This window comes from Anabaena cylindrica UHCC 0172 (assembly GCF_034931625.1).
In the GTDB taxonomy this organism is placed as follows: domain Bacteria; phylum Cyanobacteriota; class Cyanobacteriia; order Cyanobacteriales; family Nostocaceae; genus Anabaena; species Anabaena cylindrica_A.
This window is the reverse complement of record NZ_JAYGGY010000080.1, coordinates 16548-41373: the sequence shown is the minus strand read 5'-3', so window position 1 is coordinate 41373 and position 24826 is coordinate 16548. Positions and strand designations below refer to the sequence as shown.

The 24826-nt window shown below is 37.6% G+C and carries 23 protein-coding genes; 13 read left to right on the top strand and 10 right to left on the bottom strand.

The window, feature by feature from the left end; genetic code table 11:
- Window positions 1–93: 93 nt before the first annotated feature.
- The 5 genes from typA (at window position 94) to VB713_RS15775 (ending at window position 5510) form a co-directional block, all read left to right on the top strand.
- Entirely contained in the window at window positions 94–1884 is a 1791-nt protein-coding gene (gene typA, locus VB713_RS15795; RefSeq protein ID WP_323312462.1) for a translational GTPase TypA, read from the top strand.
- 334 nt (window positions 1885–2218) lie between these two features.
- A complete protein-coding gene (locus tag VB713_RS15790) occupies window positions 2219–2860 on the top strand; it encodes a Uma2 family endonuclease (RefSeq protein ID WP_323312523.1) in 642 nt (213 codons plus the stop codon).
- Between the two features lie 136 nt (window positions 2861–2996).
- A complete protein-coding gene (locus VB713_RS15785; RefSeq protein WP_323312461.1) occupies window positions 2997–4649 on the top strand; it encodes a serine/threonine-protein kinase in 1653 nt (550 codons plus the stop codon).
- A 293-nt stretch (window positions 4650–4942) separates the two neighbouring features.
- Complete coding sequence (locus VB713_RS15780) at window positions 4943–5206, top strand: type II toxin-antitoxin system Phd/YefM family antitoxin (protein WP_323312460.1); 264 nt, start codon at window positions 4943–4945, stop codon at window positions 5204–5206.
- The gene (locus VB713_RS15775; protein WP_323312459.1) at window positions 5178–5510 is read left to right on the top strand and encodes a type II toxin-antitoxin system RelE/ParE family toxin; all 333 of its coding nucleotides are present in this window, start codon (window positions 5178–5180) and stop codon (window positions 5508–5510) included. The genes VB713_RS15780 and VB713_RS15775 overlap by 29 nt, the downstream gene beginning before the upstream one ends.
- Window positions 5511–5572: 62 nt before the next feature.
- Here the strand turns inward: VB713_RS15775 and VB713_RS15770 are convergent, their stop codons facing one another.
- The 3 genes from VB713_RS15770 to VB713_RS15760 all read right to left on the bottom strand — a co-directional run bounded on the left by VB713_RS15770 (window position 5573) and on the right by VB713_RS15760 (window position 7033).
- Window positions 5573–6364 (bottom strand): endonuclease/exonuclease/phosphatase family protein, encoded by a 792-nt coding sequence (locus tag VB713_RS15770; RefSeq protein ID WP_323312458.1) that lies wholly within the window; start codon window positions 6362–6364, stop codon window positions 5573–5575.
- Window positions 6365–6528: 164 nt separating this feature from the next.
- Window positions 6529–6714, bottom strand: a complete 186-nt coding sequence (locus tag VB713_RS15765; protein WP_323312457.1) for a DUF5615 family PIN-like protein — start codon at window positions 6712–6714, stop codon at window positions 6529–6531.
- Entirely contained in the window at window positions 6707–7033 is a 327-nt protein-coding gene (locus VB713_RS15760; protein WP_323312456.1) for a DUF433 domain-containing protein, read from the bottom strand. The genes VB713_RS15765 and VB713_RS15760 overlap by 8 nt, the downstream gene beginning before the upstream one ends.
- Before the next feature lie 98 nt (window positions 7034–7131).
- Here VB713_RS15760 and VB713_RS15755 point away from each other — a divergent pair, with 98 nt between their 5' ends.
- From VB713_RS15755 to VB713_RS15730, 6 genes are all read left to right on the top strand, one after another.
- Window positions 7132–8286, top strand: a complete 1155-nt coding sequence (locus tag VB713_RS15755; protein ID WP_323312455.1) for a DUF58 domain-containing protein — start codon at window positions 7132–7134, stop codon at window positions 8284–8286.
- Window positions 8287–8508: 222 nt separating this feature from the next.
- Window positions 8509–8874: a ferredoxin thioredoxin reductase catalytic beta subunit gene (locus tag VB713_RS15750; protein ID WP_323312522.1), complete on the top strand. Its 366-nt coding sequence runs from the start codon at window positions 8509–8511 to the stop codon at window positions 8872–8874.
- Window positions 8871–9263 carry a DUF309 domain-containing protein gene (locus VB713_RS15745; RefSeq protein ID WP_323312454.1) on the top strand — a complete coding sequence of 131 codons (393 nt, stop codon included), beginning with the start codon at window positions 8871–8873 and terminating at the stop codon, window positions 9261–9263. The genes VB713_RS15750 and VB713_RS15745 overlap by 4 nt, the downstream gene beginning before the upstream one ends.
- A gap of 330 nt (window positions 9264–9593) precedes the next feature.
- On the top strand, window positions 9594–10091 hold the full coding sequence (locus tag VB713_RS15740; RefSeq protein WP_323312453.1) for an LptA/OstA family protein: 498 nt from the start codon (window positions 9594–9596) through the stop codon (window positions 10089–10091).
- Between the two features lie 26 nt (window positions 10092–10117).
- On the top strand, window positions 10118–10846 hold the full coding sequence (gene lptB, locus VB713_RS15735) for an LPS export ABC transporter ATP-binding protein (protein ID WP_323312452.1): 729 nt from the start codon (window positions 10118–10120) through the stop codon (window positions 10844–10846).
- A gap of 333 nt (window positions 10847–11179) precedes the next feature.
- The gene (locus VB713_RS15730) at window positions 11180–12295 is read left to right on the top strand and encodes an LptF/LptG family permease (protein ID WP_323312521.1); all 1116 of its coding nucleotides are present in this window, start codon (window positions 11180–11182) and stop codon (window positions 12293–12295) included.
- A gap of 152 nt (window positions 12296–12447) precedes the next feature.
- Here VB713_RS15730 and VB713_RS15725 read toward each other — a convergent pair whose 3' ends face one another.
- Complete coding sequence (locus VB713_RS15725; protein WP_323312451.1) at window positions 12448–13062, bottom strand: CP12 domain-containing protein; 615 nt, start codon at window positions 13060–13062, stop codon at window positions 12448–12450.
- A 526-nt stretch (window positions 13063–13588) separates the two neighbouring features.
- Here VB713_RS15725 and VB713_RS15720 point away from each other — a divergent pair.
- On the top strand, window positions 13589–14614 hold the full coding sequence (locus VB713_RS15720; protein ID WP_323312450.1) for a hypothetical protein: 1026 nt from the start codon (window positions 13589–13591) through the stop codon (window positions 14612–14614).
- Between the two features lie 32 nt (window positions 14615–14646).
- Here VB713_RS15720 and VB713_RS15715 read toward each other — a convergent pair whose 3' ends face one another.
- The 6 genes from VB713_RS15715 to mfd form a co-directional block, all read right to left on the bottom strand.
- Window positions 14647–15399 (bottom strand): hypothetical protein, encoded by a 753-nt coding sequence (locus VB713_RS15715; RefSeq protein WP_323312449.1) that lies wholly within the window; start codon window positions 15397–15399, stop codon window positions 14647–14649.
- A gap of 6 nt (window positions 15400–15405) precedes the next feature.
- The gene (locus VB713_RS15710; protein ID WP_323312448.1) at window positions 15406–16686 is read right to left on the bottom strand and encodes an AAA family ATPase; all 1281 of its coding nucleotides are present in this window, start codon (window positions 16684–16686) and stop codon (window positions 15406–15408) included.
- A 234-nt stretch (window positions 16687–16920) separates the two neighbouring features.
- Window positions 16921–17478 carry a Uma2 family endonuclease gene (locus VB713_RS15705; RefSeq protein WP_323312447.1) on the bottom strand — a complete coding sequence of 186 codons (558 nt, stop codon included), beginning with the start codon at window positions 17476–17478 and terminating at the stop codon, window positions 16921–16923.
- A 116-nt stretch (window positions 17479–17594) separates the two neighbouring features.
- Window positions 17595–18161, bottom strand: coding sequence for a hypothetical protein (locus VB713_RS15700; protein ID WP_323312446.1), 567 nt, complete (start codon window positions 18159–18161; stop codon window positions 17595–17597).
- Window positions 18161–19582: an ATP-binding protein gene (locus tag VB713_RS15695; RefSeq protein ID WP_323312445.1), complete on the bottom strand. Its 1422-nt coding sequence runs from the start codon at window positions 19580–19582 to the stop codon at window positions 18161–18163. Before VB713_RS15695 ends, VB713_RS15700 begins: the two co-directional genes overlap by 1 nt.
- A gap of 112 nt (window positions 19583–19694) precedes the next feature.
- A complete protein-coding gene (mfd, locus tag VB713_RS15690) occupies window positions 19695–23201 on the bottom strand; it encodes a transcription-repair coupling factor (protein WP_323312444.1) in 3507 nt (1168 codons plus the stop codon).
- A gap of 229 nt (window positions 23202–23430) precedes the next feature.
- Between mfd and VB713_RS15685 the strand changes: the two genes are divergently transcribed.
- On the top strand, window positions 23431–24744 hold the full coding sequence (locus tag VB713_RS15685) for a hemolysin family protein (protein ID WP_323312443.1): 1314 nt from the start codon (window positions 23431–23433) through the stop codon (window positions 24742–24744).
- Window positions 24745–24826: the final 82 nt, after the last annotated feature.

The window sequence follows — 24826 nt, the reverse complement described above, 5'->3', positions numbered from 1 at the left end:
GTTACAGAATCGGTAAATCATCCCCAATTCTGTTAAAACAGCCAAACATTTAGCTACTAATTCTAAAAACACTAAAGTTCACATAAACTCTCTATGACGCTCCCAATTCGTAACGTCGCCATCATCGCTCACGTTGACCACGGTAAAACCACCTTGGTTGATGCTCTCCTCAAACAGTCCGGCATTTTCCGTGAAGGTGAAGACGTTCCGGATTGCGTCATGGACTCCAACGCTTTGGAGAGAGAAAGAGGGATTACAATTCTTTCTAAGAATACAGCGGTTCGCTATAAAGAAACCCTGATCAATATTGTTGATACTCCTGGACACGCTGACTTCGGCGGAGAAGTAGAACGTGTACTCGGCATGGTTGATGGCTGTCTGCTCATTGTCGATGCCAATGAAGGCCCCATGCCCCAAACCCGCTTTGTATTGAAAAAAGCTTTGGAAAAAGGTCTGCGTCCAATTGTAGTTATTAACAAAATCGACCGTGGCCAAGCTGACCCCCACGTTGCTGTTGATAAAGTATTGGATCTGTTCTTGGAATTAGGAGCAGATGAAGACCAGTGCGACTTTAAATATCTGTTTGCTTCCGGTATGGCTGGTTTCGCTAAGGAAACCTTGGAAGCAGAATCGGTAGATATGCAGCCCCTGTTTGATGCGATTCTCCGTCATGTACCTGCACCCATAGGAGATCCAAATAAACCTCTGCAATTGCAAGTTACCACCCTAGATTATTCTGAATATTTAGGTCGGATTGTCATTGGTAAAATCCACAATGGGACTATCCGGGCTGGACAACAAGCTGCTTTAGTTGTAGAAGATGGCAGCGTTGTCAAGGGTAAAATTACCAAGCTGATGGGATTTGAAGGCTTGAAGCGGGTGGAAATGGAAGAAGCCACCGCAGGTTATATTGTGGCTGTGGCTGGTTTTGCGGATGCTTACATTGGCGAAACTATTACAGATCCCAATGAACCCCAAGCTTTACCTTTAATTAAGGTAGATGAACCCACATTGCAAATGACCTTCTGGGTGAATGATTCACCTTTTGCCGGTCAAGAAGGTAAGTTGGTAACATCTCGACAAATACGCGATCGCTTATTTAGAGAATTAGAAACCAACGTAGCATTGCGTGTGGAAGAAACCGACTCACCGGATAAATTCCTAGTTTCCGGTCGGGGTGAATTACACCTGGGTATCTTAATCGAAACCATGCGACGTGAAGGCTTTGAGTTCCAAGTATCTCAACCTCAAGTAATTTACCGCACAGTTAACGGTCAACCTTGTGAACCCTATGAACTTCTAGCCTTAGACGTTCCCGCTGATGCAGTTGGTAGCTGTATCGAGAGATTGGGACAACGGAAAGCAGAAATGCAAGATATGCAACCTGGTGGAGGCGATCGCACTCAACTAGAGTTTGTAGTTCCTGCTCGTGGTTTAATTGGTTTCCGTGGTGAATTCATGCGGATGTCCCGTGGTGAAGGGATCATGAACCACAGTTTCCTCGAATACCGTCAACTTTCTGGTGATATCGAAGCCCGCAATAAAGGCGTTTTAATCTCCTTTGAAGAAGGTGTTTCTACTTTCTACGCCATGAAAAACTCTGAAGATAGAGGCGCATTCTTTATCAGTCCTGGAACCAAGGTTTATAGAGGCATGATTATCGGTGAACATAATCGTCCCCAAGACTTGGAATTGAACGTTTGTAAAACTAAGCAGTTAACCAACCACCGTGCAGCAGGTGGTGATGAACTTGTACAGTTGCAAACACCAATAGATATGAGCTTAGAGCGTGCGTTAGAGTACATCGCTCAAGATGAATTGGTGGAAGTAACACCTGAATCTATTCGTCTCCGCAAGATGTCGAAGAAATTAGCAAAACGCTAATCTTTAGGGGTGGGATTTTCCCACCCTATTTTTTATTCTGCGGTTAATCAATTTTGCTTATCTCTATTTTTAGAAAATTTGTAGCCGTAGCAATTTTCGCAATAAGAAGCGGTTATTTTCAATATTCTTGAGACTATTATCAATAATTTTACGAAGTTTGGTTTTTTCAGCGATTGATATTGACAGGGAATATTTTTTTTGGTAAATTTGGTTAAAATCCCAAGGTATTCGTATAGGGTTTTGAAAGATTTTTTTCACGCAGAGACGCGGAGATAGAAAAGTAGAGATTTATACTAGTTTTAGAATATTTGATATTTTCCAAGGAGTGGAAATGATGTTGTTGGAATTAAAGCGCATTCATGTACCACCTGGACAAAGAGTTTTATTGGCAGATGTCACTTGGACGGAATTAGAAGCAATTCTGGAAGAATTAGGAGAACATCGTGCGGCGCGAATTGCTTATGACAAGGGAATATTAGAAATTATGGCACCATTACCAGAACATGAAGATGACAAAGAAATCATTAGCGATTTAGTTAAGGCTTTATTGGAAGAATTAGATATTGAGTTTAGATGTCTTGGTTCTACTACCTTTAAAAATCAATTCATGAATCAGGGGATAGAACCTGATCAATGTTTTTATATTAAAAATGAAGCTTTAATTCGTGGAAAAAAGCGGTTAGATTTAACAATAGATCCTCCACCAGATTTAGCTTTAGAAATTGATATTACTTCCCGCACTCATCTTAATATCTATCAAGGTTTAAAAGTTCCAGAACTGTGGAGGTTTGAGAAAGGGAAACTGCAAATTAATCTTTTACAAGATGGTAATTATGTGGAGTCTCAGTCAAGTTTGAATTTTCCCAATTTATCTTTGATTGAAGTAATTCCTCAATATTTAGAAAAAAGTAGAACTGCTGGGAGAAATGCGACGTTTAAGGCTTTTCGGAGTTGGGTAAGACAGCAACAGTTATAATTTAAGTGATTATTAAGGCATTTTTGTACTAAAACGTCAAATCTTTCCTAATGACGACTAAGATAAAAAACATCTCTACATTACGCCGATGATTGTGCCAAAATGAACATAACTGTTTTTTGGGCATCTGTAACCGATGGTTTGGGAAAAGGGGCATCAACTACAGGGTGGGAAGTATATTATAGATAGAGTCCTGGGACAAGGGGGTTTCGGGATTACTTATAAGGTATGGCATGAATATTTAAAGAGTTATGTAGTCATTAAAACCCTTAATGATGACTTGCAAGATGACTCAGAATACCCCAGATATGAGCAGAAATTCCACGAAGAAGGAAAAACACTACAACGACTGTCTCAACAAAAAAATAATCATATTGTCAGAGTCACAGATTTATTTCCAGAAGACGAAATCTGGTATTTAGTCATGGATTTTGTAGAGGGAGAAAGTTTAGAATATCTAGTACAAAACAGAAAATTATCAGAAACAGACGCAGTAAATTATATTCGGCAAATTGCAAAAGCTTTAATTGTTGTTCATAAAGTAGGGTTAGTACATAGAGATGCACATCCTGGCAATATCATGATTCAAAATGATGGTACTGCTATATTAATTGATTTTGGCATCGCTGGAGAAATTATTCCCACTAGCAGATATAGAAGTTCTAAACAATTTGCCCATCAAGTTTTTGCACCCTATGAACAACTTTTTGGAATGCGTGAACCAACGGTAGATGTTTACACTTTAGCTGCTTCTCTTTACTATGCTGTCACTAGGAAGCTTCCTATTCCTGCCGATGAACGTTATAAACAAGTGATTTTACAACGTCAATCAGATCCCTTAATTCCAGCAGAACAATATAATTCTCATATTAGCGATAATGTGAAATTGGCGATAAATAAGGGGATGAAATTAGAACCACAATATCGCACTCAATCAATGTCTGAGTGGTTGGAATTATTATCAGAGGTTAATAGTGTTAGGGTTGTTAATCATGTTTCTGAAGTAGAGATTAAAACAGAAACACAGGAAAATAAAAACTATCGGACAAATTCTGTTCCATCAAGATATAATCGTCAAATAAAAAATGAGCCGGATATAGTCAGAATATTAGGAGTTGTTTTCGATTATTTAGGTAATGGTTTAAAGACTACATTTTCTATCACTATTAATATTCTAGGCAGTATTTTAAATATTTTAAAAAATATTTTAGCAGAAATTAGTGGTCTCCCTTGGCTTCCACTAGGATACATTATTTTCTATTATTCGGTCATGGGCTTTTTCTCCGCACCTTCGGCTTTGGCTTCGGCTTGGGCTTGGGCTTTGGCTTGGGCTTGGGCTTGGGCTTGGGCTTGGGCTTGGGCTTGGGCTTCGGCTTCGGCTTGGGCTTGGGCTTCGGCTTTGGCTTTGGCTTCGGCTTCGGCTTCGGCTTCGGCTTGGGCTTTGGTTTCGGCTTCGGCTTCGGCTTTGGCTTTGGCTTTGGCTTTGGCTTGGGCTTGGGCTTCGGCTTCGGCTTCGGCTTCGGCTTTGGCTTTGGCTTCGGTTGGTGTTATATTTTTATTATTGGCCGTGCTGGTAGGCTTAAAATACGGTTGGGTTGCTGTTTTCGCCTATACTGGGTTTTGTGTTTTGCATTTCCTCTCCTTTTTTGCTTATAGTGTTGCAGACGAAGAGTTCAACAAATCTTTCCGTAAATGGCATCGATTCATCATTGTACTTGGTGTATCTTCTCTAGGCTTATTTTTAGGCTGGTTCGTTTATCAATTCTTCCCAGTATTTGGACATCACTAAACCCATATTTATATCCACAAATTTTTTGAGTAATTTTGATGATTTATCAAAGATTAAATTAAGAAGTTAAGGAAATGTAGGTTGGGTTGAGCGACAGCGAAACCCAACAAAATCCTTGATAAGGTTGGGTTTTGTTCCGATTGCTCCGCAACGCTAACGCGAACAACTCAACTTACCATATAATGACTGATTTATTTCATATAAATAATTATTATCTAATAAATAAGAGTGTAAGCACATTTGTCTAGAAAAAGTGATATAATGATATTGAAGTATTATTTATAAACTCAAATATGCTAAAATATCTGACAATTGCAGAAGCAAAAGAGCAACTTTTAGATTTACCGGACGATTTAAAAGAAGAACCAATAATTATTACCAAACATGGTAAACCAGTAATAGCGGCTATTAGTTTTGAGCAATACGAATCTATACTAGAAACTCTGGCAATTTTATCTGATAAAGAATTTACTGAAGAACTACAAGAAAGTATAGCGCAAGGAGAGAGAGGAGAAACTATTAGTTGGAATGATGCAAAACTCAAACTCGGAATCTGATAATATTGAATTTGAAATTAAGTTAACACCTCTTGCACTAGAGATGTTAGAAAATGTTAAAGATAAACGTCACCAAAAAGCTCTAAGTTCACGTATTGATAAGTTGAAAATAGAGCCAGATAAGCAGGGAAAACCTTTAACCGGAAATCTGATTAATTATCGTAGTGTTAGGGCTGTTGGTCAACGCTATCGTATACTTTATAAAGTAGAAAATGATAAAGTAGTAGTATTAGTAGTTGGTGTAGGCTTAAGGAAAGAAGGTGACAAAGGGGACATTTATAATCTCTTACAGAAATTACTCTAAAGTTATAATAATCTTGATACTTTATACAGGTGATAGAATATCAAGAATATTGAATTACCTGTTTAATCAACAATCTCTAAATCAGCAACAATGCCAAAATGGTCTGAAGGATAAAGATAACGGTTACTCGCTGCTGGTTGATTGAGAATTATTCGACAATCTCTAACTTGTAAATGCTGATTAATAAAAATATAATCTAAAGTTCCCTTCCACAGTTTCCAACTCCTATTAAAAATTAACGTTCTCCAAAATTGTCTGATTCGTTTTTTCCAACTAATTTGATCTAAAGGTGTGGGACAAGTATATTCTGGTTCTTGTCCATGATAAACTTGATATGCTGATTGATATTTTTCCTTAACTAATGCAATTCCTGATGTTTCAGGAGTACCATTAAAGTCTCCCACTGATATAATTGGCATTGTCTCAGGAAATTCTGATAACCAATTTAACATCATTTGTATTTGTTTATTGCGTTTTTTGTGAGAACCGGGATGCCAAAAATAATGACCGTTACAAATTACTATTGATTTATGATTATCTAACTTAATTTGTGCATATTGGGCTATTCTTCCCTGATGTTCTAAATTAAGTGCTGCTGTTTTTTCAATCGGATAACGACTGAGAATAGCTAAACCAAATGGTAAATCGCTATCAGATACTTCTTTGGGAGTAACTTTATAAATATGGGGAATATTTAATTGTTCTGCAATCCAATTGGCTGTATCTTCTGATAAACTCACTTCTTGTAATGCAATAACATCAGGATTTTCGTTTTTAAGTCCTGCTATTAATACTTCTCGGCGTTGTGTCCAATGGTCTAGTTTAAAAAGAATATTAATTGTGATTATTTTCATAATTTTATTGTTATTTTTTCACAAAAATTCGACACATCCTAACATCTCATCAGGTGTCATCACTTCATAAATCAAAACTAAGGTTTCAATGATTTCTCCAATTGAACGAATTCCTTTTTTACAGTATGTAATTCCAGGATGATCAAGCCTACGACTCGCAATAATCAAAATGTATCTTGGGTAAACAGCACTCGCTGAGATTCTTGAATAAACCCTAACTGGACTTCATCAGATTGAGTGCGTAATCCCACATTGTTTGTGGTTGTGACATCAATTCCATAACGACGTAACCCAATGGCGATCGCAGGATCAACATTTTCATCTAGATGAAAGCGAATTCGTTCACTCATTTCTCGACTGTCTGAGTTTTTCTTGAAGACGTGAGGGATGATTTTGCTTCAGCACCTCAACTATCTCATTTTCTTGTGCTGCAAGTTCATCAATCTCGTCTCGATGATCAAAATAATAAGCCATTGCTGCATAAACGGATGCTAGTGACAGGTCATATTTACCAGCAATCTCTATCAAAGAATAACCCAGCTTTAAATGCATCACCGCTACATCCTCTACTGCAATGCGAGTACCAGCAATTCTGGGTTTCCCACTTCGCACATCAGCAGCAATTTCTATATACTCCTGGCTGACTAACTGCATTAATAAATCTTCCACCTACATTTCATAATTTCATCATACACACTTACAAATTTATAGATGTAAACCGCCAAAATACTGTACATTTCAGCCATTGTTGAGTTAAAAAAGAAACTATGAAAATCACCAAAAACATTTCCAGTTGGCTAGAAATCCACGCTTCATCTCCTACCTACGGGGGGTGGGTATTAGCTGGGATTGCTATTTGTTATTTAGGTGCTGCTATCAATACGATGGCGGGCTGGTTATATGTAATTAGTGGGGTCTGTCTTGCCCTTGTGGGTGTGTCAGCTTTTTTAGCACCGCGATCGCTCAAAAATCTAATTATCAAACGCTCTCCCATCCAGCCAGTCAGCGTTGGCGACGATATCACCATTGAAATAGAAGTCCATAACCCCACCCAAAAACCTGTCACTCTATTGCAAGTATCAGATATACTTCCCTTTATTTTAGGCAACCCAGTCAAACAGCCAATTGACACCATTGACGCAAAAGACTCTCACCGTTGGATATATTATCACCCCACCCAACGCCGAGGATTGTACCGATGGGAAACAGTAGAATTAGCCACAGGTGCGCCCTGGGGTTTATTTTGGTGTCGTCGGCAGCGAGAATGTAAAGCTAGAGCCATAGTTTATCCCACCGTTTTACCCCTCACCAGCTGCCCCTTAGTAGATGAAATAGGGCAAGATGAACATCAAAAAAATGATCTTCGTGGAAAACCATTACAATTAGCAACAACAGGATTAGTGCGATCGCTCCGTCCTTATCGCATTGGTGATCCCACCCGTCTCATTCATTGGCGTACCAGCGCTCGTTATGGAGAATTACGAGTCAGAGAATTAGAAGTTATCACAGGTGGACAAGAAATCATTATTGCCCTTGATAGTGCAGCTAATTGGCAAGAAGAACAATTTGAACAAGCAGTCATCGCCGCCGCTTCATTATATTTCTATGCCCATAAACAACAATTGCAAGTAGAACTGTGGACAGCAGCCACAGGCTTAATCAAAGGTGATATTCCCGTTCTCGAAACCTTAGCAGCAACCAACCCCTTAGAAGAAGCCAACACACCACCAGAAAACTACCCCCTAATTTGGCTCACCCAAAACCCCTTAACCCTATCTAAGTTACCTGTAGGCAGTCGTTGGGTTTTATGGGAGAATATAAATCCATCCTCAGAACAAGTCATCGTCAATCGAGACTATCCTGGCATCATCCTTCAAAGTGAACAAGAACTACAACTTCAGTTGCAAAAACCATTAAATTGACTATAGAAATTGATACAAAAATTAAATTAACTTCAATAAGTTAATCTTCATGGATGACATAAATTATTTTGCTCTGGAATAAACCCCAGCGGCTAGACCGACGAATGTTAGCATAAATCCAGGTCAAATTTTAAAATTCAGGTTGGGGAGATTTCCCAAGTAATAGCTCACTGAGGCTGTTGTACAATGCAAAGAAATATTTAATTTATGAACGACGATCCAATGATTAAATCAGAAGTTAACACAAAATCCAGCGAAAAAAGCCTAGAGGCAATGCGGCATTTTTCCGAACAATACGCCAAACGGACTGGAACATACTTCTGTTCAGAACCTTCCGTCACAGCAGTCGTAATTGAAGGTCTAGCCAAACATAAAGACGAACTCGGTGCGCCCTTGTGTCCCTGCCGCCACTATGAAGACAAAGCAGCAGAAGTCGGTGCAGCCTACTGGAACTGTCCTTGTGTCCCCATGCGAGAACGCAAAGAGTGCCACTGTATGCTTTTTCTCACCACTGATAACGATTTTGCTGGCGACAGACAAGATATTTCCCTAGAAACCATCAAAGAAGTGCGGGATAGCATGGGATGAGTGACGACCTACCCCAAGAGTTTTGGCAAGGAGTGGAACAGTTCAACGCTGGACAGTTCTACGCTTGTCATGACACCTTAGAAGCGCTATGGATTGAAGCAACCGAGCCAGAAAAAAGTTTATATCAAGGTATTCTGCAAATTGCAGTAGCCCTCTATCACCTGGGTAATCGTAACTTGCGAGGAGCAATGATTTTATTGGGGGAAGGTAGCAATCGCTTACGCCGTTATCCCGCTAGTGATTGCGCCATCAATGTGGAAGAATTTTTTACTCAAAGTGTGAAATTGTTGAAGGAACTCCAACAAACAGATCCAGAAAAAATTCTGAGTGTAGATTTGGGTAAAAATACAGCCTTGTCTTTACCTAGAATTTCTATAATTAAAGATTAGCAATAACGAAACCTTCAGGTGTCCTCAAGCGTCAACAATTTCAAGTTGTAGTCTAATATCTCAGATTTATCACTGATGAAACGGATTTAAGGATTGCACGGAATGGAGGATTTTTTCGGAAACTAAACCTTTACTTTAGATGTCCTTAATTGATTTTTATCGGCAACTATTCCCGATTGTAGATTATATTTCTGGATAAAGTGGTTGAGTTGACACTTCATCACCTCTGATAAATATTAGGGCTGATTTTTTTCAACTTTAATTTTGATGATTCTGCACTGAGTACGATTTTTTAAATCAGAATACAAACTGAGATAATCCTTATCCACTATGATACCCCCCTATCAATTGCCAAAATCACAGATGCGTCGTCTTGGATTAGCCCTCATGCTACCCGTGGTACTGTTGGGTGCAGTTGCTTTTCCTAAGAGTGTTCCCACCGCTACAGCCCAATCATCTGGGGGAAATCGCCCACTCACTATTCGCTCTGATGTGCAAGAATATGATGCCAAAAGTCAAGTAATTACTGCTCGCGGTAATGTCCAAATGTTGTATCCTGCTCGTCAGTTGCAAGCAACAGCAGCCCAAGCACAATACTTTAGTCAAGAAAGACGCATTGATTTCAGCGGTAATGTCTATATTTTGCAACAGGGTAATAATAGTATTAGGGCAGAGAAAGTAACTTATTTGATTGATGAAGGTCGATTTATCGCCTTACCCCAGTCCAATCGTCAAGTAGAATCTGTGTACATGGTAGAAGACTCTAATCTCAATGGACAAACTGCCAAACCTGCTCCGAAGACACCATCTCTCAAGCGTTCTAATTAGTATCTGTCACCATAAAAACGCGAATAGTGAAAATAGTTTTAGAAAATATTCACAAATCTTACGGCAAGCGACTAATTGTCAATCGCGTTAACCTTTCTGTAGCTCAAGGTGAAGTTGTTGGCTTACTCGGCCCCAATGGGGCTGGTAAAACGACAACATTTTATATCGCTACAGGCTTAGAAAAACCCAATCAAGGCCGGGTGTGGTTGGATAATTTGGATATTACGGGAATGCCTATGCACAAAAGAGCCAGATTGGGAATTGGCTATTTAGCTCAAGAAGCAAGTGTTTTTCGTCAACTCTCCGTTCAAGATAATATCCTGTTAGTATTCGAGCAAACTAGTGTGCCACGCAGGGAGTGGTCGAGAAGGTTGCATGATTTAATCGGGGAATTTCGCTTGGAAAAGGTGGCTAATAGCAAAGGTATTCAACTTTCTGGTGGTGAAAGACGACGGACAGAGTTAGCAAGGGCTTTAGCCGCAGGTAGACAAGGGCCTAAATTCCTACTTTTGGATGAACCATTTGCGGGAGTAGACCCTATAGCAGTTGCGGAAATTCAAGAAATTGTGGGACGATTGCGCGATCGCGGTATGGGTATTCTCATCACAGATCACAATGTCCGCGAAACCCTGGCCATCACTGATCGTGGTTATATCATGCGGGAAGGGCAAATTCTCGCTTTTGGCATTGCCGATGAACTTTACAATAACCCACTCGTCCGTCAATACTATTTAGGTGATAACTTTTCCACTTAGAATTTATTATTGTTAATAATAATAAATAATTTAAATCTCATAAATTAGCCACTTCAATCACAATTATAAATACATTTTCAAACTGCTAATACATCTAGGTTGCCGAGATTTAACTTTTAAACTTATTGTAAGTATTCAGGATGGAGAATACATAAATCATGAAAATAAACGCTTTTTAAGTTAATTTTAGTGCTTTTGAGAAAATTTCACTTCTCTCCATTCCTGATTCATAAGCATTCTGACTCCTGACTCCTGAATTCTGACAACTTACTTATGATATCCAAGCAGATTAAATCTTTCTACTCATTCAATTCACTGCTGCCTTTTTCCATCATGGATCGCTATTTGGCAATGCAGTTGCTACCACTATTTCTATTCGGGGTTGGAGCATTTACTTCCGTAGTCTTAGCAATTGACAGCTTATTTGAATTATTACGAAAAGTAGTAGAATCTGGACTACCAATCACCACAGCCCTGAAGGTTTTTGCCTTAAAACTGCCTTATGTCATGGTTTATTCCTTCCCCATGTCCACCTTATTAGCTACTTTAATGACCTACAGTCGTTTGTCTAGTGAGAGTGAACTAATAGCCCTTCGTGGTTGTGGAGTAAGCGTCTATCGCATGGTACTAACTGCTGTTTTATTAAGTACTTTAGTCACAGGCATGACTTATGTTTTTAATGAACAAATTGCACCAGCAGCCAATTACGAAGCAACTCGGACACTAGAGCAAGCACTAAAATCAGATACACCCTCATTTAAACAACAAAATATCTACTATCCTGAATATCGAGAAATTAAACAACCAGATGGTAGTACTAATAAAATACTTTCACGCTTATTTTATGCCGATCAATTTGATGGCAAAAAAATGCAAGGTTTAACAATTATAGATAGATCTACACAAGGACTCAATCAAATACTCGTCTCAGAATCTGCCCAGTGGAATGCATCAGAACAGGTTTGGGATTTTTATAATGGTACTATTTATTTAGTTGCTCCCGACCGTTCCTATCGAAATATTTTGCGGTTTGAAAAACAACAATTACAACTACCCCGCACACCTTTAAATTTAGCAGAAAATAGCCGAGATTATGGCGAAATGAACATTTCCCAAGCGCTGGAACAACTAGAAATAGAACGTTTAGCTGGCAACCCCCAAAAAATTAGAAAATTAGAAGTGCGGATTCAACAAAAAATTGCCTTTCCCTTTGTATCCATAATTTTTGGTTTAGTAGGTTCAGCAATGGGCAGCATACCTCAACGGACAGGTAGAGGAACAAGTTTTGGTATCAGTGTCATAGTTATTTTCAGTTACTACTTATTATTATCAGTTTCTGGTGCTTTAGCACAGGCAGATATTCTATCTCCCTTGATAGGTGCTTGGTTGCCCAACTTATTTGGTTTAGTAACAGGTCTATTTCTATTGTCGCGAGTTGCACAAAGATAAATAATTCGTAATTTGTAAGTAAGGATTCAGGATACAGAATAAATAATAATTAAAGCATCATGCTTAATATTGTTGAGAAAATCTCGAATCAGTAAATTACTGATTTGACAATTATTCTGACTCCTGACTCCTGAATTTTTACAGCAATAGTCTTATTGAGGATTCCGACATTCTGGTGCAGCTGGATTTTCTCGACAGTATTCTTCAAAAGAAACTTTAGCAGATACCATAACTTCCGCTTTTTGATGTGCAGCTTCTGCTTGCAGTTCCTCTACCTCATCCCAAGCAGCAGCACAGGCCTTAGAATAAGCGCCTTGTTCAGTGCAAGTAGCACGAGCTTCTGCGATCGCTTTTTGAATTCTCTCCTCTAGTAGTAACGTTTTAGGAGCTTCTACAAAATCACTTTTAGTGAGAATATCCGTAATTGAGATAATTCCCAACATCTCACCTTGAATTACAGGGGCCCTACGAATACCTGTATTAGCAAACAATCGTGCTACGTATTCCACACTCAAATTAGGATCGACAATAATACAAGGCTTACTCATAATTTCATAAACCCTTAATTGTCGAGGATCTTTGCCGTAAGCCGTCACCTTATAAACAATATCTGTTTCAGTGACAATGCCATAGGCATCATCATCATAGCGACGATCCACAACCAGCGCACGCAATCCTTTTTCTTTCATTAGTCCGACTGCTTCTGCTACAGTCGCTGTACCACGAATAGTAACTACTTCCTTGGTCATGATATCTTCGGCTTTCATGATTAAGTCTCCTGGTGAATGGTACAGTAGTAACTAGGAAGGGGAAAGTTTAACAATTGTTTGGCTATACCAATAAAATTAGTCCAGCTTTCAACTCCAGATGATATCCAAAGTGACCAATGCCTAAAAACTAAGCATAAATTGACTAAAAGTTATAAAAAATGTCAAAAAACTGCAAGATTTAACACTAACTTTACATTTGGGATTGAAAATACTTCTATCTATAATGGTTCTCTGCCAGATGCAATAAATACAATCAAGGTTGGGTAAATCCTGTCTCTACAAGCTTGGCAATTGAAAACTGCACATTACTAATCTAAAAATTGCTATAGAATTTTTTATAAATTTATTTAGTTTACATTTCGTATGAAAGTAAATTTTTGATTAATTAAACTGTATTACATATGAATTATGATTTTTGAGAAGCTATGATGAAATTACTATATTTCTACTATTGATACAGTTCAACTCAAGATCAGCATCCAAATCCTTCCTAATTTATAAAAATTATTCAATTAATAAAGTTATGCCAGCACGCAACTACCCTCCTGCTTACTTACGCTATCTCAAAGCCAGATTATCCAATTTCTTGCGGCCTAGTTTTTGGGGAACAGGCATTTTCTTAATTGTTGTATCCTTATTAATTCGGGAATATTGGATAAATCCAGCCATTTTCACTGAAAAACCAAATAAAGATGCAGTTGTTTCAGAGAATGTTGAAGAAGCTTCACTTTCTAATGAAGATAAAGCAATTACAGCAGATATTGATAATATGCCATCGTTGTTAAGCGATTTTGACAAAGAAAATTTATCTGCGATAATAACTACATCCCCAGAAAATACTCAGGTAGAGAATAAGGAAACATTTTTAAACCAGGCAATTAATAAACAAAATGCTGATGCTAATTCTGCTAAATCAAATCTTAGCTTAGGGATAGTTAATCAAGTTTCATCAGTCAGTGTAAAAAATCCCTTTGTCCTGCAAGCAGAAAAATTATTACAGCCTGTTCAAACTAATAATAGCAATCAATTTTCAGGTATTAATAATCTAGCTGTTCCAAGTCCAACAGAACTAACAGCCGTTTCTAATTTGAGTTTTGAATTAAATAATCAAACTACAAACAATCAAACTCTTGTTTTGATCAATCCTTTAGCAGCAGCTATCAACAAATCTAGTAATACAAATCAAATAAATTCTTTTAGTAGCAATGGAAATGTCAGATCAATTGTACCTACTAACAACTTAACTAATCAGGGTTTATCCTCTAGTTCCAGTATGGGTTATATTCAGCCAGGATTAGTGAAGCAGTCACAAAACCCCTATAGTAATTTTAATGGCGTTCAGACACCACCCAATGTAGTAACACCAACAACAGAGTTAACTCCTGTACCTAATAATCCTTATGCTGTTCAGCCTCCAAGTCAAAATGTTGTTAACTCAACTGCTCCTGTAGGATATGGCAATTATAGTAATTATAGTTTACAGCAGCCTAGTCAATTGCCGCAATCTAATTTATCTTATCCTGGACAGGTGCAACAGTATCCCAGATAATTTTTTCAGGATCATTAACTAATAATATAGTTTTAGCTGATGTATTTTTCACAATTAGATTTACCATTTAAAAAACAACGTTTTAATCCTAAAGACAATGTTTGAATAAAGAATCTTGATTCAGGTAAATCATTAAATATATTGTCTATACTATCGGGTGTTATGTAATTCAAAGCTTGCTTTTCTATTTCTTCGTCTTTAGGATATTCAGTTTTGTATAATAAAACCTTCCATTCCCGTGGAGTTTTACCATAATTTTTATCTAATTCCCCTTTTGCAGCAGCAACAATAACTTCTATTGAAGGAAATGTTGCTAAAGGCATAATTATGGGTAAATATTGTCTTGGATATCCATTTCTAGCTTGAATAGCATAAAATTTTTCAATTGATTCTCTCAAAATATGTGATATGCTGATTGCCCAAGTATCAAAATATTGATTTTTATCTTTAAGAATATGTTCTGTATCAGTAGTTATTAAGAGAATATCGCCATAGCATACTTCTACATTATCATTAAACTCTTCACAGGCAGCAAGTATTGTAGCACATATATTATCTCTTAGTTGCACTGCTGTTTCACTTGGCAGATAATGCTCAACAGCATTTTTACGACAGGCATTTTTGTATTTTTGAACATGATCAAAAATATTTTTTCTAATTAGTGGTATAGCCTTAATTTGTATATTTTCCGATGTTTCTTCCAACAGAATACATTCGACAATTTTACCAAAAACTTTATAGTCAGTTAGTCCGTCTCCCACGATTCCCACATTAATAGTATTCATTATATTTTACCCAATTGTCCCTGAGTACCAAAGTTCTGCTAACTGATATTTCGGTATTTTTATTAACTGTTTACCTGTGTTTTCTTCTGTTTCATATTCTACTTCATCATCTTTAATTGCTCCAATTCCCACCAGGGTATCAAGTGCAGTGTTTAAGTTTCTGACATCGCTTTGACGACTACGTTTATCTAAACGAACTGTATAAACATGATCAGGATGTTGATTAAATTCTCTCAAAACAGAAGGACTGTGAGAAGTTAAGATAAATTGTGTTGATGTAAAACCATCTTGATTCGGTGATGTTGCTTGCCAAATCCAATTCATTAGTTGTTGTATATTACCTGGATTAATACCATTTTCTATTTCTTCTAACATGATTAAAGCAGGTGGTCTTTGCAAGGATGCCAGCAAACTTATTGCAGCAATTTTCATAAAGCCATCTGATACAACATCTGGCATAAATTCTTCAATATTTCCCTTACGTCCTAAGTCAAATTCCCAGATTAAACTCGACCGATTGGGATCATAACGAACTCCAATAAAGCTTGTATCAACCGTCCTCATTTTTGCAATAAATGATGAATATATACGTTGTTCTTTTTCTTTTATATCGTGGATAATTGACTGAAAGTTACTTCCTGTTTCTTCTAAGAAAACTGGTATGCTTAGTTCAAAATCATTTTGATTGATTTCTTTATCTTGATATTGTTTTTGATCTGTATTATGATAGCCTTTAATTTTTCCTTTGAGAAAGGTAGGTTGAAAGTGATAGCTAAATATATTAGTAAAATCAAGAAAAAAAGATTCGCTTATTGCTTTTTCCTTTTCTTCTAAATATGGATCTAATTGTATTTTCTCTCTCAATTCTAGTATATTTTTAGACCAATTATAACCACTACTCAATCTTTTTGATATTCCGTTATTAGCTAATTTAATAATTATTTCTTCTTTGCAACTAGCATTGTATATAAAATTATTACTTTCATATATTTCTATTTTATAATCAATTTCTGCATATTCATTATTCCATGAAATTGAAAATGACATTGGTTCATCATTTTTAGCAAGTCTATATTTATGTGGATATAAATCTGTAGTAACATTTATAAATCGACGTACTTCATTATCAGAGTTTCCTCTTCTGACAAGATTACAAAAATGTTGTATTCCTGCTAAAAGGTTTGTTTTACCAGAATTATTATTACCAATTAACAAAGTTACTGGATATAGTTCTATATTTGTTGATTTGTGGGTTCTAAAATTCTCTAAAGTAATTTGTGTAAACATCTTAACCTCTAAAAAAATATTATTGTTTCGTTACTATTTAATGAATAATAATTCGATCAATAATTATATTACAAACTATAGCGGTTTTTGGTTGAGTGAGATGCAAGAACTCCACCCCGCAAGCGAGGAGGGGACTATGATGTATCTTATTCAATTGCATATCCCTATAGATAGATACACAATTCTGTAAAAAATTACTGATCTGGTTATTAATAAACATAGAAAAGATGATTATTAAAATATCTCACTCACATTAATATTTACATCAGGAAAAGCTAAAATTGATAAACTTTTATTTTTCACTAATTTCTGTACATCTTGATAAATTCCCTGAAGAGGATTTCGATATACTTCTATAATTTCCTGATTAACATCTACTAACCAAACTTCAGGAATATTTGCTTCTGCATACAACGGAATTTTCACTTCCCGGTCATATTTTATAGTTGTATCGGCAACTTCTATTAACAAAAATATATCTTCTGGTTGGGGGTGTGAATTTCTATAAAAATCTGGACGTGGTTTTAATAATGCTATGTCTGGTTGCGGTTCAGAAGTTTCATCTAAAACTATTGGGTTATGTACACTAACTAAAGCAAGTGTTTCTAAAATTAATACTAATATATTCGTGAAAAATATCACACAACCTGAATGTTTGGGAATAATAGGTGACATATCAATCATTTCCCCTCGAATTAATTCTACTCTGTCATTTTCTGACAAAATACCAGATTCAGCCATTTGGTGAAATTGCTTAACTGTAAATTGGTGTCTGAGTATTTGTAAAACCATTGTCACCTCTATTTGAATTTTAATTGAGATGGGTAAAAATAGGCAATTTATCAAATATTCTAAACTTATTGTATATTTTTTCTGAAATTTACTTCACTACCTAGCTATCACTACAATTATTTTTGGCAATGGACTAAATCATTAAATTGAAAAGATTTGCCTGATCTATGCAGTATTTGTAATTTTGAAACCAGATTTTGATTAGGGTCAATTTCCTTAGGATCAAACCGTGTTTTTCTTTTTTGCGTGATATTTTTGATGCTGATAAACCGCAAGTCGTAACCTTTAAGAAAATTTGGATGATCCCAAAATGATTGCCCAATTTCTCGACAATAAGCGATAAAACACTTTGCTCCTTGAAGTTGTGCAGTAGTTGATCCTCCTTTTCCTGCCTTCATTTCAATACAGAGAATTACCTTTTTCTTACCAATATCGGCAATGATAATAAAGTCTGCACGTTTGCATTCACCTTTATTTCCGTTAAAAATTGTATCAGGTGACTTAAATTCATCTGCATTGATAATTATGACCTGATCATCATCAGGCATCCCATCAATAGTTACATAGTAGTTAGGGGGTTTAGGTTCTTTGAGTATTACCTGATTTTTCCCGTAGAGATCATTTTCTAATGATACTGTAGCGGTTTCTTTAATCATTTCTTTCAAGATAGCAATATCAGACATTACTCCTCACCCCAAACAATTGCTTCCTGAATCCGATTCATCGTTTCAATTGTTGTATCAAAACTCCGAGCTTCAATACCCAATTCTGGATCAATGTCTGCGGGTGTAAGAGTTTGACATTTAGTTTTTCTTGTGTTTCCCTCTAGTTTCATATCTGTTTCTTCCGCAATATAAACTTTAATTTTTTCAGCAGCAATCAGTTCTTCTGGCCGATAACCTTCTTGTTCAGCAATTCGTTTGAGATAAGGTTTATCATGATTAAGCATGATCAAGGTATTTAGTTCTTTAATGATGTAATCACTATGAGTAGTGATGAAAACCTTAATACCCACATTAACCAGTCGGGCAAAAAGCCTTGCGACTCGACGTTGGTTTTCAGGGTGTAGATTTAATTCTGGTTCATCTACCATCAATAAATCGCCAACTTGAGCCTCATGTTTTAGGTAAAATCCAATATCTAATAAAGAACGTACAGCGCTAGAACTTTCATCCATAGAAAGCTTAATACGTTTACCCTTTGGCAGATAATAAAGCTCATCGTTGCGGGTGACGGTATACTCACCACCAATAATATCAGTAAAATCAGCCAGTATATCAGGATAGTTGTCAGTAATGAAACTACTTTTTTTGACAATGGTTTCTAGTTGTCGGGTAAACTCCACATTGGTTTTTATCGGCAGGGCATAATCATCGTACTCTTTGAATAAAAGCTCGATTGGATACTCTTTGAATGAAAAAAGCTCCATTGGATCAATATTCTTGTCTACTTGACCCATTTCTTCTCGCAGGCGATTTTTTGCAAAATTTAACTCTTTGCGAAAAATGGCCGCACCAGTTCGTTCGGCACTAGCAATAAAAGGTTGAGGAAAAAACTGATCAAAAATAATATCTTTTAGTGCATCAGCAATTGTACGCTCAATCATTTCAGCAGGGATTCTTACTTTTTCTTTTTCGATAAGCAAGGTGATAACTAATTCTGTGCTTTCTTCATTTTTTGTAATTGAAAAAAGTCCTATACTAGCAGACCTCATTGTCCGATCAAATTTGTCTGCTAAATTAATATTTTTATTTTTAATTTCCAGATTTATGTTAAATTCTGTTTGTCTAAATTTGTCATTTGATGCTGCAAATATCTTTGGTAATTGCTGTGTATATATTTGGCAGCCTTTGTCTAAAATCTGCTCTGATTGTTGAACATATTCTTGTATATCAAGACGCATTGAGCCATCAGAGAGAAGTTGCTCAATCTTATCACGGTTGATTTGAATTGAAAGCATTCGTCGCCAAGTATATAAAAAGCCAAATAAGGCGTAAGTTGCGTAGGTTTTTCCGGTATTGTTGCCACCACAAATAATCGTCAACTCACCAAGAGTAAATTCGGCTTCTCTTAAAGCACCAAGATGTTTAACTTTAATTTTCATGTTATTACTCACTAATTGTATTCTCTCAAATGTAGGTTGGGTTGACGCAAGGAAACCCAACATGATTAATACTTTTGTTGGGTTGCGCTATCGCTTAACCCAACCTACAAAATTAAACCAAAACTGCTTCGGGAATTGTTCCTTGCATTTTTCCTAAAGTATCAATTAGCGTTTGCAATTGTTGTTCTGCTTTAAACACTCCTAAACCCCTAGCTGTGACTTTACCTGGAGAATAAACAAAACGAGAACGCATACTTTCTTTTAGGTTTTCTGCTAACAAATTCCAAGCGGGTTCTTCCATTGGTGTTTCTAAAACAATATGCTGTTTATTTTCTGGTTTAATGCGGCTAAATCCTAAACTTTTAGCGATTTGTTTTAATTCCATGACTCGCAAGAGTTGATTTGCAGAAACAGGTATAGCACCATATCTATCAGTCCATTCTGCTGCAATTGATTTTAATTCTTCCTGGGATTTTGCAGTTGCGACAGCACGATATGCGCTCATTTTTTGGTCAATATCGGTGATGTAAGTTGAAGGAATAAAGGCGGTGAGATTGAGGTCAATTTGGGTATCATCAACTTTGGGTATTTCTTGTCCTCTAATTTCTCGAATTGCTTCTTCTAACATTTCCATGTACAAATCAAAACCAATTGCATCTAATTGACCAGATTGTTCTGCACCTAGCAAGTTACCGACACCGCGAATTTCCATATCGCGCATTGCTAGTTGATATCCAGAACCGAGTTGGGTAAATTCTTGAATTGCTCTTAATCTTTGTCTGGCGGCATCGGATAATTCCCGTTGTTTGGGGTAAAATAACCAGGCGTGAGCTTGGATTCCTGCGCGTCCGACACGTCCACGTAATTGATATAATTGGGATAGACCGAAACGATGAGCATCTTCTATTAAGATGGTGTTGACTCGTGGAATATCTAAACCAGATTCAATAATGGTGGTACAAACGAGGATATCAGCGTCATTATTGCCAAAGGTGAGCATGGTTGATTCTAACTCGCTTTCGTCCATTTGACCATGTGCGATCGCAAATCTTCCCCCTGGTATCATCTCTCGCAGGTTTGCTGTTGTCTCTTCAATCCCTTCTACACGGGGAACTACATAAAAAACCTGTCCACCCCGATCTAATTCCTGACGAATTGCACTTCTGACAATATCTGGTCTTAAAGGTGCTAAATGGGTTTGAATTGGTCTGCGGGTTGGGGGTGGTGTGGTGATTAAACTCATTTCCCGAATTCCAGATAAAGACATATATAAGGTTCTGGGAATGGGAGTTGCGGAAAGAGTTAAAACGTCAACTTGAGTTTTCAGACTTTTGATTTTTTCCTTTTGATTGACACCAAATCTTTGTTCTTCGTCAATTACCAAAAGTCCTAAATCTCTAAATTCTACACTTTTACCTAATAGCTGATGTGTGCCGACAACTATATCTAATTCTCCAGTAGCCAGTCGTTTTTGAATATTACGCTTTTCTTCTGCACTCCGAAACCGATTGAGTAAACCTACATTGACTGGATAAGGTGCAAAACGTTCTTTAATAGTGTGATAATGTTGTTGAGTTAAAATTGTTGTTGGCGCTAAAAGTGCGACTTGTTTACCTGCGGTGACGGCTTTAAAAATCGCCCTAATTGCTACTTCTGTTTTACCAAAACCCACATCTCCACAAACTAACCGATCCATCGGTCTTTCGCTTTCCATATCCCGTTTCACATCTTGCACCGCTTTTAGTTGGTCTGTGGTAGGTTGATAAGGAAAAGAATCTTCCATTTCTTCCTGCCAAGGCATATCTGCGGGATAGGAAAAACCTTGTTGTTGCGATCGCGCTGCATACAACTTTAACAAATCCACAGCTAATTTTTTAATCGCTTTGCGGACTTTATTTTTCGTATTTTCCCAAGCTTTCCCCGTCATTTTATGTAATTCGGGGGCTTTATCTCCATTAGTTCTAAACCGAGACAGAGAACCAACTTGTTCAGCCGCAACCCTCAGCAAACCGTCCGCATATTGAACAACTAAATAATCACGGGTTTCGTGGTTAATTGTCAAACTTTCCAACTTGACAAATTTGCCAATGCCATGACTGCGATGAACGACATAATCCCCTGGACGCAGTTTGTTGGGGTCAACTTGCTTAGAAGCAGCTTTGCGACGTTTGCGGATATAGCCAAAATTAGCTAAAGAATGTTGTCCGTAAAATTCGCGGTCGGTGACGATAACCATCCGGAAGGAAGGTAAAATACAGCCTTCTAATTCTGCTAAACCGGAATATTTGAGAGCAATCGGCGTATGATTGATTTGTAGCTTATCGATCGCTTGATAGTCACGGGGATTAGGAATAAACTGGGCTGGACAATCGTGTTCTTGGAGTAAAGAGACAGAACGGGAAGGTTGAGCCGAAAGTACCCAAACAGCAAACTTGCGATCGCGTTCTTGTCTGATTGTCTCAGCTAACTTGGCAAATTGGTGAGGTGTGACAGGTAAAGGTCTACTCGCTAAATTCAGACCAGTATTTTCTTCAGATAATTCCGATAAATATAACTTTTTAAATTTCCCAACTTCAACTAAACACTCATCAAAAGAACGGTGAATTTTAGGTAATTGATAATTTTCCCCCCTGCACCCTGCACCCTGCACCCCTGCCTCTTCCCACTGTTCCTGTGCATTCTCCACCCAGCGATCGCCATGAGCATAACATTGTTCAGGCTCATCAATGGCAACAAGAGCATTTTCGGCTAAATAATCCAGCAGAGATGCAGGTTTTGCAAAAGCTAAACCCAAAAAACGCCGACTACCTTCTAAGAGTCCTGAGTCGGGATTTAATTCAGGATGTAGCGATTGGAACTCTTCACTATCTTTCAGTGCGTTTAAAATAATTGGTGTAAAACTAGTTGGGGTCAGAGTTATTTCGTTAATCTTATCCAGGGCAGAACGCTGAGTAGTGGGGTCAAATTCCCGAATTTGTTCAATTTCATCTCCAAACCATTCCAAGCGCACTGGCAACTCAGAAGACACCGGAAAAATATCGACAATATCTCCACGCCGACTCCATTGTCCTTCCATTTCCACCAAAGGAACCCGTTCATATCCCAAAATGGTGATTTTTTCGCTAAAAGCATCTAAATCAAATTCCATCCCCTTTTTTAAAGTGACACAAAAAGATTTAAAAGCCTCCGGTGGCGGTAAATGTGGCTGTAACGCCCCCACAGTCACAATCACGGCTGTATTTTTCTGAAGTTGACCATTAACAGGAGAAGCAACCCCATCTCTACCCACCAAATCAGCTAAAACCTGCATTTGTCCCCAACTTAACTCAGTTTCAGGATCAAAAGGTTCATAAGGAGAAGCCTCAGAAGTGGGGTAAAAATGAACAGTTTTCCATCCCATTGCTTCCATTTGGGAGTAAACTCGTCCGGCTTCCTCCAAAGTGGCACACACCACACATAAATCCTTACCCTCATAGTTAGCTAAAGCTGAAGCGATCAAAGTCTTGGGTAAACGAGAGATACCATTTAACCGCAACTCCTGTTGTTTATTGAGTTTGAGAGTCAGTTCTGCGGTAAGAGGCGATCGCGCCAATGCACGCACAATAGAAGAAAAGGCCATAGGTTTTATACTTAAATTTAGAAGTCGTGGGGGAGGAGAAAATCTAGAGGCAGTCCCTTTCAACTATTTTAAAAGTGTTCACAGCAATCTGATGATAAGGCGTAACTACTAATAGACAGAAAAAATATAACTACTACTTTATGTATAGTCAAAGCATTTATAAAATCACCTTAAATACTGGATACTAAGGTTTAAGCTATCTTTTTTCTCTATAGCTGTAATTTTTAAAATGTCTTCCCTCTCTCTTGAAATTTTAACGATTTTGGCGCTGATCTTTGCCAACGGTGTATTTTCCATGTCTGAGATGGCGATAGTCTCAGCCCGGAAAGTCAGATTGCAGCAACTAGCCAACCAAGGAAGCCTCAATGCACAGGCTGCATTACAACTAGCAGAATCTCCCAATCATTTTTTGTCCATTGTTCAGGTAGGCATTACACTCATTAATATCCTCAATGGTGTCTTTGGTGGTGCTACTATTGCCCAAAGACTAGAGAAGTATGTCCAACTAGTACCATTTTTAGCCGCTTATAGCCAACCCATTGCCTTTGGAGTAGTGGTTTTAGTAATCACCTATCTTTCGTTAATCGTTGGTGAACTTGTCCCTAAGCGTTTAGCTTTAAACAACCCAGAAGGAGTCGCTTCAAGTGTTGCTATTCCCATGCGTGCTTTAGCTAAATTAGCCGCTCCAGTAGTGTATTTGTTAAGTGCTTCTACAGATGCCATACTGCGACTATTGGGAATTACACCCTCTACTGAACCTCAAGTTACTGAAGAAGAAATTAAAATTTTAATAGAACAAGGTACAGAAGCAGGAACATTTGAAGAAGCAGAACAGGATATGGTGGAAAGGGTGTTCCGTTTAGGCGATCGTCCAGTCACTTATTTAATGACACCCCGTCCTGATATTGTTTGGTTAGACTTAGACGACTCTCCTGAAGAAAACCGTTATAAAATGGTTGAAAGTGCCTATTCTCGGTATCCGGTTTGTCAAGAAGGACTTGACAATGTGTTAGGCATTGTTCCCGTCACCGACTTATTAGCCAGGAGTTTACGCAACGAACCCTTCGACTTAACACTGGGATTACGTCAGCCTGTATTTGTACCTGAAAGTACTCGTGGTTTAAAAGTATTGGAATTATTCAAGCAAACTGTCACTCACATGGCCTTAGTAGTCGATGAATACGGCGTAATTCAAGGATTAGTTACCCTGAATGACATCATGAGTGAAATTGTCGGTGATGTTCCCGCAGAACCTGGACAGGAAGAACCCCAAGCTGTACAACGGGAAGATGGTTCTTGGCTTGTAGATGGAATGTTAGGTATAGAAGAATTTTTAGAACTGTTTGATTTAGAAAAATTAGACACTGAAGAAAGAGGAAATTATCAAACATTAGGTGGTTTTGTCATCACCCATTTAGGACGTATTCCCGCAGCCGCAGATCATTTTGAATGGGATGGTATCCGTTTTGAAGTCATGGATATGGATGGCAACCGTGTTGATAAGGTGTTAGTTGTGCCGAGGGTAATGGGTGATAGGTCATAGGTGATAGGTGATAGGTGATAGGTGATAGGTAATGTGTGATAAATTAGCGATTATCTATTCACCTTTTTTTCTAGTTATCTAG

Excerpts from the sequence above, each read along its gene's own strand:
- VB713_RS15770 (WP_323312458.1), bottom strand. The coding sequence starts at position 6,364 with ATGAAAATAATCACAATTAATATTCTTTTTAAACTAGACCATTGGACA.
- VB713_RS15745 (WP_323312454.1), top strand. The coding sequence starts at position 8,871 with ATGAGTGACGACCTACCCCAAGAGTTTTGGCAAGGAGTGGAACAGTTC.
- typA (WP_323312462.1), top strand. The coding sequence starts at position 94 with ATGACGCTCCCAATTCGTAACGTCGCCATCATCGCTCACGTTGACCAC.
- VB713_RS15785 (WP_323312461.1), top strand. The coding sequence starts at position 2,997 with ATGGTTTGGGAAAAGGGGCATCAACTACAGGGTGGGAAGTATATTATA.
- VB713_RS15715 (WP_323312449.1), bottom strand. The coding sequence starts at position 15,399 with ATGAATACTATTAATGTGGGAATCGTGGGAGACGGACTAACTGACTAT.
- mfd (WP_323312444.1), bottom strand. The coding sequence starts at position 23,201 with ATGGCCTTTTCTTCTATTGTGCGTGCATTGGCGCGATCGCCTCTTACC.
- VB713_RS15730 (WP_323312521.1), top strand. The coding sequence starts at position 11,180 with ATGGATCGCTATTTGGCAATGCAGTTGCTACCACTATTTCTATTCGGG.
- VB713_RS15695 (WP_323312445.1), bottom strand. The coding sequence starts at position 19,582 with ATGAAAATTAAAGTTAAACATCTTGGTGCTTTAAGAGAAGCCGAATTT.
- VB713_RS15790 (WP_323312523.1), top strand. The coding sequence starts at position 2,219 with ATGTTGTTGGAATTAAAGCGCATTCATGTACCACCTGGACAAAGAGTT.
- VB713_RS15740 (WP_323312453.1), top strand. The coding sequence starts at position 9,594 with ATGATACCCCCCTATCAATTGCCAAAATCACAGATGCGTCGTCTTGGA.
- VB713_RS15725 (WP_323312451.1), bottom strand. The coding sequence starts at position 13,062 with ATGAAAGCCGAAGATATCATGACCAAGGAAGTAGTTACTATTCGTGGT.
- VB713_RS15685 (WP_323312443.1), top strand. The coding sequence starts at position 23,431 with ATGTCTTCCCTCTCTCTTGAAATTTTAACGATTTTGGCGCTGATCTTT.
- VB713_RS15755 (WP_323312455.1), top strand. The coding sequence starts at position 7,132 with ATGAAAATCACCAAAAACATTTCCAGTTGGCTAGAAATCCACGCTTCA.
- VB713_RS15780 (WP_323312460.1), top strand. The coding sequence starts at position 4,943 with ATGCTAAAATATCTGACAATTGCAGAAGCAAAAGAGCAACTTTTAGAT.
- VB713_RS15700 (WP_323312446.1), bottom strand. The coding sequence starts at position 18,161 with ATGTCTGATATTGCTATCTTGAAAGAAATGATTAAAGAAACCGCTACA.
- VB713_RS15775 (WP_323312459.1), top strand. The coding sequence starts at position 5,178 with ATGATGCAAAACTCAAACTCGGAATCTGATAATATTGAATTTGAAATT.
- VB713_RS15750 (WP_323312522.1), top strand. The coding sequence starts at position 8,509 with ATGATTAAATCAGAAGTTAACACAAAATCCAGCGAAAAAAGCCTAGAG.
- VB713_RS15765 (WP_323312457.1), bottom strand. The coding sequence starts at position 6,714 with ATGAGTGAACGAATTCGCTTTCATCTAGATGAAAATGTTGATCCTGCG.
- VB713_RS15705 (WP_323312447.1), bottom strand. The coding sequence starts at position 17,478 with ATGGTTTTACAAATACTCAGACACCAATTTACAGTTAAGCAATTTCAC.
- VB713_RS15710 (WP_323312448.1), bottom strand. The coding sequence starts at position 16,686 with ATGTTTACACAAATTACTTTAGAGAATTTTAGAACCCACAAATCAACA.
- VB713_RS15720 (WP_323312450.1), top strand. The coding sequence starts at position 13,589 with ATGCCAGCACGCAACTACCCTCCTGCTTACTTACGCTATCTCAAAGCC.